Source organism: Paucibacter soli, assembly GCF_037482845.1.
GTDB lineage: Bacteria > Pseudomonadota > Gammaproteobacteria > Burkholderiales > Burkholderiaceae_C > Paucibacter_B > Paucibacter_B soli.
In genome coordinates this window covers 146,943-158,324 of record NZ_JBBHJW010000010.1, presented here as the reverse complement: position 1 = coordinate 158,324, position 11,382 = coordinate 146,943, and the positions used below count along the sequence as shown (strand labels likewise).

The 11,382-nt window shown below is 67.2% G+C and carries 12 protein-coding genes and 1 tRNA gene; 7 read left to right on the top strand and 6 right to left on the bottom strand.

Annotated elements, in window-relative coordinates:
- The first annotated feature begins 118 nt into the window (after positions 1-118).
- Positions 119-739: a glutathione S-transferase family protein gene (locus WG898_RS20245; RefSeq protein WP_339604580.1), complete on the top strand. Its 621-nt coding sequence runs from the start codon at positions 119-121 to the stop codon at positions 737-739.
- A gap of 304 nt (positions 740-1,043) precedes the next feature.
- Here the strand turns inward: WG898_RS20245 and WG898_RS20240 are convergent, their stop codons facing one another.
- The 3 genes from WG898_RS20240 to WG898_RS20230 form a co-directional block, all read right to left on the bottom strand.
- Positions 1,044-1,241, bottom strand: coding sequence for a hypothetical protein (locus WG898_RS20240; protein ID WP_339604579.1), 198 nt, complete (start codon positions 1,239-1,241; stop codon positions 1,044-1,046).
- 627 nt (positions 1,242-1,868) lie between these two features.
- Positions 1,869-3,860 carry an alkyl/aryl-sulfatase gene (locus WG898_RS20235; RefSeq protein WP_339604578.1) on the bottom strand — a complete coding sequence of 664 codons (1,992 nt, stop codon included), beginning with the start codon at positions 3,858-3,860 and terminating at the stop codon, positions 1,869-1,871.
- Between the two features lie 19 nt (positions 3,861-3,879).
- Positions 3,880-5,520: a GMC family oxidoreductase gene (locus tag WG898_RS20230; protein WP_339604577.1), complete on the bottom strand. Its 1,641-nt coding sequence runs from the start codon at positions 5,518-5,520 to the stop codon at positions 3,880-3,882.
- A 97-nt stretch (positions 5,521-5,617) separates the two neighbouring features.
- Between WG898_RS20230 and WG898_RS20225 the strand changes: the two genes are divergently transcribed.
- Both WG898_RS20225 and WG898_RS20220 read left to right on the top strand, forming a co-directional pair.
- Positions 5,618-6,526 (top strand): LysR family transcriptional regulator, encoded by a 909-nt coding sequence (locus WG898_RS20225; RefSeq protein ID WP_339604576.1) that lies wholly within the window; start codon positions 5,618-5,620, stop codon positions 6,524-6,526.
- 78 nt (positions 6,527-6,604) lie between these two features.
- Positions 6,605-6,814: a hypothetical protein gene (locus WG898_RS20220; protein ID WP_339604575.1), complete on the top strand. Its 210-nt coding sequence runs from the start codon at positions 6,605-6,607 to the stop codon at positions 6,812-6,814.
- Positions 6,815-6,925: 111 nt separating this feature from the next.
- Here WG898_RS20220 and WG898_RS20215 read toward each other — a convergent pair.
- Positions 6,926-7,001 (bottom strand) — tRNA-Ala (locus WG898_RS20215).
- A 98-nt stretch (positions 7,002-7,099) separates the two neighbouring features.
- On the opposite strand from WG898_RS20215, the gene WG898_RS20210 reads away from it, so the two are divergent.
- The 4 genes from WG898_RS20210 to WG898_RS20195 all read left to right on the top strand — a co-directional run bounded on the left by WG898_RS20210 (position 7,100) and on the right by WG898_RS20195 (position 10,529).
- Positions 7,100-7,969: an alpha/beta hydrolase gene (locus WG898_RS20210; RefSeq protein ID WP_339604574.1), complete on the top strand. Its 870-nt coding sequence runs from the start codon at positions 7,100-7,102 to the stop codon at positions 7,967-7,969.
- Between the two features lie 137 nt (positions 7,970-8,106).
- Positions 8,107-8,529, top strand: a complete 423-nt coding sequence (locus tag WG898_RS20205) for a rubrerythrin family protein (RefSeq protein ID WP_285232596.1) — start codon at positions 8,107-8,109, stop codon at positions 8,527-8,529.
- A gap of 64 nt (positions 8,530-8,593) precedes the next feature.
- On the top strand, positions 8,594-9,946 hold the full coding sequence (locus WG898_RS20200; protein WP_339604573.1) for a (Fe-S)-binding protein: 1,353 nt from the start codon (positions 8,594-8,596) through the stop codon (positions 9,944-9,946).
- Between the two features lie 4 nt (positions 9,947-9,950).
- Positions 9,951-10,529: a DUF3501 family protein gene (locus tag WG898_RS20195; RefSeq protein ID WP_339604572.1), complete on the top strand. Its 579-nt coding sequence runs from the start codon at positions 9,951-9,953 to the stop codon at positions 10,527-10,529.
- On the opposite strand, the gene WG898_RS20190 is transcribed toward WG898_RS20195, so the two are convergent.
- Both WG898_RS20190 and WG898_RS20185 read right to left on the bottom strand, forming a co-directional pair.
- Complete coding sequence (locus WG898_RS20190) at positions 10,522-11,154, bottom strand: YitT family protein (RefSeq protein ID WP_339604571.1); 633 nt, start codon at positions 11,152-11,154, stop codon at positions 10,522-10,524. The two genes, WG898_RS20195 and WG898_RS20190, sit on opposite strands and share 8 nt — an antisense overlap.
- A complete protein-coding gene (locus tag WG898_RS20185) occupies positions 11,151-11,369 on the bottom strand; it encodes a DUF2788 domain-containing protein (protein ID WP_339604570.1) in 219 nt (72 codons plus the stop codon). Before WG898_RS20185 ends, WG898_RS20190 begins: the two co-directional genes overlap by 4 nt.
- Positions 11,370-11,382: the final 13 nt, after the last annotated feature.

The following is an 11,382-nucleotide window of genomic DNA, read 5'->3' as shown; positions in this document are numbered from 1 at the left end:
GGACACCGCGGCCGAGCAGGCGCGGCCGTTGGCGGATGGGGTGGTGGAGGGCGGGATACACCGGTGGCCTGGCGCATAGTCGATGTTGCCGTGCGTGGCAGCGTGCTAGCCTTCGGCCATGAACACCCCTGCCAAACCCAAACTCACCTATTTCGATGCCCCGGTCAGCCGCGGCGAGGAATGCCGTCTGGCCCTGCACCTGGCCGGCGTCGATTTCGAGGATGTGCGCGTCAAGGGCCCCGATTGGCCGGCCCTGAAGCCGAGCACGCCTTACGGCAGCATGCCCTTCCTGGAACTGCCTGGCCATGCGCCGCTGGCCCACACCAACCCCATCCTGGTGCTGATCGGTCGCCGTCACGGCCTGCATCCCGCCGACGATTTCGAGGCCGCACGGCACGAGGGCATGATGCAGCATGTGGAAGACCTGCGCGCGGTCGTCGGCCCCACGATCCGCATGGATGCCGACGAGAAGAAGCGCGTGCGTGAGCAACTCGCCGCCAGCTACCTGCCGGCCTGGGCCGCGGCCGCCGAGAAGAACATCGTGGGCGGCCAGCCCTTCTTCGGCGGCGACAAGCTGCAGGTGGTCGACCTGAAACTGCACATGGCCGTGCGCTGGTTCATCGGCGGCGCCGTCGATCACATCCCGGCCACCATCTTCGACGCCTATCCGAAGCTGATGGCCATCTACACGGCGGTGCGCGAGCACGCCGGCGTCAAGGCCTGGTACGCCAAGGGCTGATCGCGCCGTTCACGGCGAAGCGGCCGCAGGCCCGCCTGCGCGGCGCGGTGCGGTTGGCGCAGCCTTGCGCGCGCAGCGCTTGCGCCATGTCCATGTCGACGGTGCAGGGCTGAGGCAAAGCTCGCGGGCGAGCTGTCGAGGCTGAACCAAGCTACTCGCGTGCGACGGCCCGACAGACTGCTTCGGTCATGAGCGGCCATTCGCTGCACAGCGGCACCAAGGTCGCTACACCCCTGAGGTCGGGCACTCGATAGCCTACTGACGGCGGAATAAGGAGAGGGGTTGCCGCCGGCAACGTACCTCCTCAGATATAGAACTTGAAGGGAAGCATTGGCTCCTTGCTCTGCGGTGCGGCGACAAGGACGTCGCCTATAGCGTCTGCAAACCTGATGGTGACCGGTGAGCGGTCGTTGGCCCCGAGCCACCGCACAAAGTGGTTGTCCTCCGGCGTGGCACGCGAGATGAACAGCGCCGATCTCTTTGGTTCGGTGGCTTTGGGCATCGGTACAGGTGAGCTGTGCGTGCACAACGCTCGTATGTGAAGTTGTCTTGAGCGTAACTTACGGGCAGCCCTGCAAACATGTGGAAGCTGCCTCCGATGGCCGCTGCATTGCAGTCACTCCAAGGCATGCGTCCGGGCTCCCGTCTTGAATTGATCCATCGCGACTGGACGGGTCGTGCATACGTAGTCACGGCTGGACACGATTGCAAGCGCCAGGGCCGCAAGGCGGCGGGCGTGTGACGAGACGCTGAAGGCGCAGGTGCTTGCCGAATGCGACGGGCTGGGAACCGCCGTAGCGAAGGTTTCCATGGCCCAAGACATCAATGCAAACGTCGCTCACCGCTGGCGGCAACTGGTCCGCGAAGGCAAACCGTCAGTGCCCGCGATCTCAAGCGGAACTATTCCGGTGGCTGCGCCAGCGGGCCCTGGCGATCGACGCACCCGCAGCGCTGGCCGCCGACGACTCTCCGGCCGTGGCACTGCGCGCCGGCCATGCAGTGGCGCGGCACGACGAGGTGAGTTTGACGCCTTCGTGCTGATCGGTCGCGCGCGTGAGGGCCGGGAACTGCGTGTGAACGAGGTGGCCGAGCTGCGCCGGCAGCGCTTGGCTGATCCCCCCGGCGGCGTTCAGCGCGTCACGATCGCAAAATTCCCCGGCGCCTTGTCGATCAGCGTAAAGAAACGCACCAGGTCGATGCGGCTGCCGCTGGTCTTCAGATCGTCGCTCAGCAGGGTGTCCTTCACGCCGGCGGTGCCGGCCATCATCTTGATGAAGATGGGCTTGGTGAGGGTCAGGGTGGCGTTGGCTTCGGGGTCAGGTTTTGCCACCACGCGGTGGTGCAGCACCGCGTTCTCGGTCCAGAGCAGATAGCTTTCGCCCACATCGCTGAGCACCAGGTTCACCTTCAGGTCCACGCCCTCGGCCTTGGGGCCGTTGAGGCCGGCGGCCATGGCTTCGAGGAAGCGCTCGGTGGGCGTCTGGGCGAGCATGTCGATCAGGGCCGCGCGGCTCACCCCCTGGGCCGGCGGTCCCTGGCGCAGCTCGGCCGCGGCGCTGAGGTAGCTGTTGCGCCAGGTGGCGGCCTCGGCGGCATAGCCCAGCTGCTCGTAGGTACGCGCCAGCAACTGCTTGGCGCCGATATGCTCGGGCGCGCCGAACACGACCTGGTTCAGCAACTCGGCGGCCCAGCGGTATTCGCCCTTGTCGAAGGCCTGCTGCGCCGCGGCCACCGCCTTGTCGGCGCCGCCCATCAGGGCCAGATAGCGCTTGGCCGATTCGGCCGGCGGCAGCGGGTTGAGGTTGGCGGGGTTGCCGTCGTAGGCGCCCAGGTAATGCTGGTAGACCGCCCGGGCGTTGTGGCGCAGGTCGCCGTAGTAACCGCGCGCGCCGAGATACTGCTGCAGCGACTTGGGCAGCTGGATCTGATCGGCGATCTCGCGCGGCGTGAGGCCGGCGTTGATCAGGCGCACGGTCTGGTCATGCGTGTACTTGTAGACGTCGCGGTGCGCGGTGATGAAGCGGGCAATGCGCGCCTGGCCCCAGATCGGCCAGTTGTGCTGGCCGAAATAGACCTCGGCGCCCGAGTCCGCCACCTGCTCCAGCGCCTGCTGCATGTATTGCGACCAGCGCAGCGCATCGCGCACCTTGGCGCCGCGCACCGGCAGCAGGTTGTGCATGGTCTGGGCCAGGTTCTCGGCGCCGCCATAGGCCTTCAGCTCGGGCAGCGCAAAGGTCAGCTCGGCGGGGGCCTCGGCGCCCGGCACGTTGTGGAACACGAAACGCACGCCGTCCAGGGTCAGGTCTTGCGTGGCCGCGCTGATGAGCTGGTTGGGCGGCAGGATGCCGATGCTGCCATAGGCCACGTTCTTGCCCAGGCCGGTGTCCACCAGGCCCTTGGGCGAGCGCTCCAGGTCGCGGCCGAACTGGTAGATGGAGCGGCGTGCCATCGCCGTGCCCACCATCACGTTCTCGCTGGTGGACTCTTCCATGAAGCCGGCCGGCGCCACCACCGGGATCTTGCGCTCCGCCACTTCCTCGGGCGTGACGATGCCCAGCGCGCCGCCGAAATGGTCGGCATGGCTGTGCGTGAACACCAGCGCGCTGACCGGCTTGTTGCCGAGCTGCTGGCGCGCGAAAGCCATGGCGGCGGCGGCGCTCTCCCTGGAGGTGAGGGCGTCCACCACGATCCAGCCGCTCTTGCCCTCGATCAGGGTGATGTTGGCGATGTCGAAGCCGCGCAGCTGGTAGATGCCTTCGCGCACCTTGAAGAGGCCGATCTGCGCGTTCAGCACCGCATGGCGCCAGAGGCTGGCGTTGACGCTGTCGGGCGCCGGGCCGCTGACGAACTTGAAGGCGTCGAAGTCCACCAGCACGGTCCCGTCGGCCATCGTGATCTTGCCCTCGGGGCGGGCGATGAAGCCGCGTTTCGCGTCCTCGAAGTCCTGTGGGTCGGCCAGCGGCAGCTCCTTGGCGAGCTGGGCGTTGAGTGCCTGCATGCTGGCGGCGGCATCGCTGGCGCTGCCGAGCGCGCCGCCGGTCTTGCCGCAGGCTGCCAGGCCGGCGAGCAGCAGGGTCAGCAGGCCAAGTTTGATGGGTGAGTTCTGCTTCGTCATCATCATGGTGGTCTCGGTGGCTTGGTCAGGCGGGCATGGCTTGGGCCGCGGTGGTGCGCGGCGCGGCACGGCGGGCATCGGCAAGAATCATGTCGGCCGCCTTCTCTCCGATCATGATGGTGGGCGCATTGGTGTTGCCGCCGATCAGGGTGGGCATGATGGAGGCGTCCACCACGCGCAGGCCGGCCACGCCGTGCACGCGCAGGCGGGCGTCCACCACCGCCGTGGGGTCGCTTGCGGGGCCCATCTTGCAGCTTCCCACCGGGTGGTACTGGGTGTCGGCGCGACTGCGGATGTCGGCGATCAGGGCCTCTTCGTCGTCCGCACGTACCGGGTAGAGCATCCGCCCGCGCACGGCGTCGAAGGCGCTGGCCTGCATCAGGCGCTGCTGCCATTGCACGCCGCGCAGCAGGGTGCGCAGGTCGCGTTCGTCGCTGAGAAAGCGCGGGTCGATCAGCGGTGCCTCGCGCGCATCGCGGCTGGCCAGGCGCACCTCGCCGCGGCTGTGGGGGCGCAACAGATCGACATGACAGGACATGCCATGGCCCAGGTGGAGCTTGCGCGCATGGTCGTCGACGATGCCCAGCACGAACACCAGCTGCAGATCGGGCGCGGGCAGGCCGGCTTGCGAGCGGATGAAGGCGCCGGCTTCGGCGAAGGGGCTGGTGATCATGCCGCTGCGCTGGCGGCGCCATGCCAGCAGCGCGGCCGCGAGTTTGGCGGCGCCGCGCAGCGAAACGCCGAAGGTCTCGGTGTTGGAGGCGCAGCGCCAGGTCTGCACATGGTCGATGTGGTCCTGCAGGTTCTGGCCCACGCCGGGCAGGGCGGCGGCGAGCGGCAGCCCCAGCTCGGCCAGCTGCGCGGGTGCGCCTATGCCCGAGAGCATCAGCAGCTGTGGCGAGCCAAAGGCGCCCGCCGAGACGATCACCTCGCGGCGCGCCTTCAGCTGGCGCAGCTCGCCGCCCTGCCAGAATTCCACGCCCAGCACGCGCCGCTGCTGCAGCAGCAGACGGTTGGTGGTGGCATGGGTGATCACGCGCAGATTGGGGCGCTGCAGATGCGGCGTCAGGTAGGCCTTGGCGGCACTGCAGCGCTCGCCGTTCCTATGCGTCACCTGGTACATGAAGGCGCCTTCCTGTTCCGCGCCGTTGTAGTCGGGGTTGTGGGCCAGACCCTGGCTGGCCGCCGCGTCCAGAAACATCTGGTTGAGCGGGCTGGCGTGGCGCGGGTAGGTGACATTGAGCGGCCCGCCCTGGCCGTGGAAGGTGTTGCTGAACTGCTCGTTGTGCTCGCTGCGCCTGAAGTAGGGCAGCACCTCGTCGTAGGACCAGCCGGGGTTGCCGAGTGCGGCCCAGTGGTCGTAGTCCCAGCGGTGGCCGCGCACATAGAGCATCGCGTTGATCGAACTGGAGCCGCCCAGGGTCTTGCCGCGCGGCTGATAGCCGCGCCGGCCGTTCAGGCCCGGCTGCGGCAGGGTCTGGTAGGCGTAGTTGTTGAGCCGGGTGGGCACCATGGCCACCACACCCGCGGGCGCGTGGATGAGCGCGCTGTCGTCGCGCCCGCCGGCCTCCAGCAGGCAGACCGACACGGCCGGATCCTCGCTGAGTCTTGCCGCCAGCACACAGCCGGCCGAACCGGCGCCGATCACGATGTAGTCGAATTCCATGTGCACACCCGCTTGAGCCAAGGAGGGTGCAGCTTGGGGCCGGCCGGTGCTGATGTCCAATGCATAATGAATCGCCATTCATTGCGCCACACACATAATGGACCTGCGCCAGCTCAAGCACCTGATCGCCCTGGCCGATAGTGGCCGCTTTGTGCTGGCGGCCGAGCAGGTGCATCTGAGCCAGGCGGCCTTCAGCCGCAGCATCCAGGCGCTGGAGGCGCGCATGGGCCTGCGCCTGTTCGACCGCGGCCCCAAGGGCGCCCGGCTTACAGCGGCCGGCAAGGTGGTGGTGGAGCGCGCGCGTCAGCTGCTGTTCGAGCAGCGCTGCTTCAGCCGCGATCTGGCCTTGCTGCGCGAGGGCATGCTGGGCGAGCTGAGCTTTGGCGCCGGGCCGGTGCCGGCCGCCACCATCGTGCCGCCGTTGCTGGTGGCCTTGCAGCGCGAGCAACCGCAGCTGGTGACGCGCGTGCGCAGCGGCCATGCCGACAGCCTGCTGGCCCTGCTGCATGCCGAGCAGATCGACTTCTTCATGGCCGATCCGCGCATGCTGCCGGCCGATGCGCGCCTGCAGACCGAGGCGCTCGGCCCCATCCATGGCGGCATCTATTGCCGGCCCGGGCATGCGCTGGCGCGCAGGCGCGAACTCACGGTGGCGATGGTGCTGGAGGCAGGCATCGCCACCGTGGCGGCCTCGCCGCCGCTGCGCGAGATGCTGCGCGCAGCCTTCGGCCTGGGCGCCACGCAGGCGCTGCCGCTCAGGCTGGAATGCGACGACCTGATGACACTGGCGCGCCTGGCGCGCGACAGCGACACCCTGGTGCTGCTGCCGCACGCGCTGGCGGCCGAGTTCAAGGGCCTGAAGCGGCTGCAGCTGGGCGGGGCCACGTCGGCGCTGGCGATCAGCATGCATGCGATCTGGCTGCGCGGCCGCAGCCTCTCGCCGGCCGCCGGACTGGCGCTGCAGCTGGCGCGCGAGCTGACGCAGGCCCTGCCGCCTGCCGACTAGCTTGCGCTGCGTCAACACGAACCTGGGAATGCGGCCTAGATTGACCAGACCACCGCTTTACTCGCTGGAAGGGGCTGCATGAGCAACAAGACCGATTCGGGCCCGCGCCTACTGGCGCCCGCTGACAGCCTGCCCGATGTCGCAAGCTGGCTGCAGGACCTGCTCATGCTGCAGGCCGCGCAATGGCAGGCGATGATGACCTGGCATGATGCGATGCGAGCCCTCAACCAGGAATGGTGGGAAGGCTGGATGTGCCGCTGGACCGGCGGTGTGCCGATCGACGGCTGAGGCGACGGGTTCGGGGCCGAGACGCGGTAGAAGGGGCTGCCGAAGCCCCGCGGAAACAGTCGCCGGCGCACGCCGGCAGCGCTGACGTGCCGACGACGGTAAAGATGATGGTGGTGGAGAGGAGGAGGATCGAACTCCCGACCTCCGCATTGCGAACGCGGCGCTCTCCCAGCTGAGCTACCCCCCCAACGCCATAAAAGTATAGCCACAGTCCTAGGGCTTTTGCGGTAGCGCCGGTCCACCCGGCCTGGGGAAACTACCGAGATCTAGAAAGTGGAGGAGCCCATGTCCAGCCGGTCGCCCGAATGGTTCGATGCCCAGTACAACAACCGTGCCCGCGTGACCGACAGCGCCGTGCTGCTGGAGCGCTGGCAGCAGGCCTCACGGCTGGTGCGCGAGCAGGTGCATGGCGAGCTGGACCTGGCCTATGGCGCCGGCCCCGACGAGCGCCTGGACCTGTTTCGCACCGAGAGCGCCAAGGCGCCGGTGCTGGTGTTCCTGCATGGCGGCTACTGGCGCGCGCTGGACAAGGCCGATCATTCCTTCATCGCCCCGGCCTTCACCGATGAGGGTGCCCTGGTGGTGCTGCCCAACTACAGCCTGTGCCCGGGCGTCAGCATGGAGCGCATCCCCTTGCAGCTGACCCAGGCGCTGGCCTGGGTGTGGCGCAACATCGCCGATTTCGGCGGCGACCCCAACCAGATCGTGCTGGCCGGGCATTCGGCCGGCGGCCATCTGGCTGCGATGCTGAGCTGCTGCGACTGGAAGGCGGTGGCCAGCGACCTGCCGCGCCAGCTGGTCAAGGGCGTGCTCTCGCTCTCGGGCCTGCATGATCTGGCGCCATTGCGCCAGACACCCTTTCTGCGGCGCGATCTGCAGCTCACGGCCGATGCCGTGCGCCGCCTCAGCCCGGTGAATTTCCCGGCCCCCGATGCGCCGCTCTACGCCCTGGTGGGCGGGGCCGAGAGCGAGGAGTTCCTGCGGCAGAACAGCGCCATCCGCCGTGCCTGGGGCGAGCGCGCGGTGCCGGTCTGCGAGACGCTGCCCGGGCTCAACCATTTCACCGCGCTGCACGATCTGGCCGACCCGCAGGGGCGCAGCCACCAGCTGGCGCGCAAGCTGCTGGACCTGCGCTGGTATAGCGCGTTGCTATGAGCCGGATTGATTCTTGGTATTGGCGGGTCCTGCCGGCTTGAGTTAGCGTCGGCCTGTGCTGCTGGGTGTTGCCTTGCGGGCTTCGCGGGCAGCCGCTGACCGACCGACCAACCATCCAATCTTCACCGGAGAGCGACATGGGCTTGAAAGGATCGAAAACCGAGCAGAACCTGAAGGATGCCTTTGCGGGCGAATCGCAGGCGAACCGACGCTACCTCTACTTCGCGAACAAGGCGGATATCGAGGGCCAGAACGATGTGGCCGCGCTGTTCCGCTCCACCGCCGAGGGCGAGACCGGCCATGCGCATGGCCATCTGGAGTTTCTGGAGGCCGTGGGCGACCCGGCCACCGGCCTGCCGATCGGGCCGACGCGCGACAACCTCAAGGCCGCGGTGGCCGGCGAGACGCACGAGTACACCGATATGTACCCGGGCATGGCCAAGACCGCGCGCAGCGAGGGCTTTGACGAAATCGCCGATTGGTTCGAGACCCTGGCCAAGGCCGAGCGCTCGCATGCCAACCGCTACCAGAAGGCCCTGGACGCCCTGGTGGACATGTGAGCAGGCGGTGGCGGCGCGCTGAAGCGGTTTTCAGTGCGCCGCCCTTCATGGCAGGAGCAGCTGCATGACGAGCAAGCGCGAAGGCAATCTCGAAGCACCCACCCGGCACCCGCTGGACTGGAAGAACCCGGCCTTCTACGACGAGCAGCAATGCCTGCATGAACTGGAGCGCATCTTCGAGATCTGCCATGGCTGCCGCCGCTGCGTGAGCCTTTGCCAGAGCTTTCCGACGCTGTTCGATTTGGTGGACGAGGGCAAGACCGGCGAGCTCGACGGGGTGGCCAAGCAGGATTTCTGGAAGGTCGTGGATCAGTGCTATCTCTGCGACCTCTGCTACATGACCAAATGCCCCTATGTGCCGCCGCATGTCTGGAACCTCGACTTCCCGCACACCATGCTGCGCGCCAAGGCGATCAAGTTCCGCAAGGGCGAGGTGGGCGCGGGCGAGCACTTTCTGGCCTCCACCGATGTGCACGGCCAGTTCGCCGGTATCCCGGTGGTGGTGCAGGCGGTGAATGCCGTCAACAAGACCCGGCTGGCGCGCAAGGCCATGGATGTGGCGCTGGGCGTGCATCCCGAGGCCTGGATGCCCGAGCTGGCCGGCCAGCGCTTCCGCTGGGGTGCTGCCAAAAGTGCGCCCAGCCCGGTCACGCATGGCGAGCGCACGCCCGGCAAGGTGGCGATCTTCGCGACCTGTTTCATCAACTACAACGAGCCCGGCATCGGCCACGACCTGCTCAAGGTGCTGGCCCATAACGACATCCCTTATGTGCTTGTCGAGAAGGAGAAATGCTGCGGCATGCCCAAGCTGGAGCTGGGCGATCTGGAGACCGTGGAGCGCCACAAGAATGCCAACATCCCGGTGCTGGCGCGCTACGCACGCGAGGGTTATGCCATCCTCTCGGCCATCCCCAGCTGCACCCTGATGTTCAAGCAGGAGCTGCCGCTGATGTTCCCTGAGGAGGCCGATGTGCAGCTGGTGATGGATTCGATCTGGGACCCCTTCGAGTACCTGATCGCGCGCCACAAGGACGGCCTGCTGAAAACCGATTTCAAGACCGCGCTGGGCAAGGTCAGCTACCACATCCCCTGCCATGGCCGGGTGCAGAAGATCGGCCGCAAGACCGAGGAGATGTTCAAGCTGATTGGCCAGACGGTGAGCGTGCAGCTCAACACCGTGGAGCGCTGCTCGGGCCATGCCGGCACCTATGGCGTGAAGACGCCCACCCATCCGGTGGCAATGAAGATAGGCAAGCCGGTCTTCAAGGCCATGGCCAAGGACGCGCCAGACCATATCGCCAGCGATTGCGCGCTCGCCGGCCACCACATCGCCCAGGGCATGGCCCAGGCCGGCACGCCGGCCAAGCACCTGGCGCATCCGCTGAGCCTGCTGCGTTTCGCTTATGGATTGACCTAGCACCATGACCATCACCCGCGACAGCCTGATGACCCTGGAGGCCTATGCCCGCTACCGCAAACAGCATCACGGCGAGGTGATCGCGCACCGGCGCCTGCGCAGCGTGGCGCTGGGCGAGCATATGAGCCTGCAGTTCGAGGACGAGCAGACGATTCGTTATCAGATCCAGGAGATGCTGCGCATCGAGAAGATCTTCGAGGAGGAGGGCATACAGGGCGAGCTGGACGCCTACCTGCCCTTGGTGCCCGATGGCACGAACTGGAAGGCCACCATGCTGCTGGAGTATCCAGACCCGCATGAGCGAAAGCGCGAGCTGGCGCGGCTGATCGGCGTGGAGGATCGCATGTTCGTCGAGGTCGAGGGCCATGCACGGATCTACGCGATCGCCGACGAGGACCTGGAACGCGAAAACGCCGAGAAGACCTCGGCCGTGCATTTCCTGCGCTTCGAGTTCACACCCGCGATGCGCGAGGCGCTGCGCGCCGGCGCGGCGGCGAAGCTGGGCTGCGACCACGCCAACTATCCGATCCACGGCCAGATCCCGGCCGAGACCCTGGCCAACCTGGCTGGGGATCTCAAATAGCCAGATAGCGCCCGGGACGGTGGTTCACCGCCAGCGCGGCATTCATGGCCGCCATGCCGACCAGCGAGAGGCCGATGCGCTCGGGCGCCACCCAGGCCAGCGAGCTGAGCAAGATCGCCGCGTCGAGCGCGGCCTGTACATAGCCGGCGCGCCAGCCGCGCTTCTCCTGCAGGAACAGCACCAGGATGTTGAGACCGCCCAGGCTGGCCTTGTGGCGGAACAGGATCAGCATGCCGGCGCCGATCAGCAGGCCGCCGGCAATCGCGGCAAACCAGATGTTCAGCTGCGCAAACTGCAGCCAGCGCGGCAGCACCTCGGCCAGCAGCGACATCAGCGTCACCGCGCAGATGGTCTTGAGCGTGAAGGCACGGCCCATGCGGCGGTAGGCGAGCCAGTAAAAAGGCAGGTTCAGGCAGAAGAACAGCGCGCCGAAGGGCAGGTGGCTGGCGTAGTGCAGCAAGAACGCGATGCCCACCGTGCCGCCGGTGAGCATGCCGGCCTGCTTGAACAGCGCCACGCCCAGCGCCACGAACAGGGTGCCGGTGATGAGGGCCTGGGCATCCTCGAAGAGCGAATGGCGGAAGCTGCGCGTGCCGGCCTTGAGGGGTTTGTGGTTCGCGCTCATTCGCCCAGCCCGCTGAGGAAATACTTGATCAGACCCTTGGCGGCAAAGCCCACCAGGCCGAAACCCAGGCCCAGCAAGAGGATGAAGGTGCCGAACTTGCCGGCCCTGGACTCGCGCGCCAGCTGCAGGATGATGAACACCATGTAGAGCATGAAGGCCGTGACGCCAAACGTCAGGCCGAATTGCGCGATCTGCTCTTCCGAGTATCCAAACATCTGCAGGGTCTTT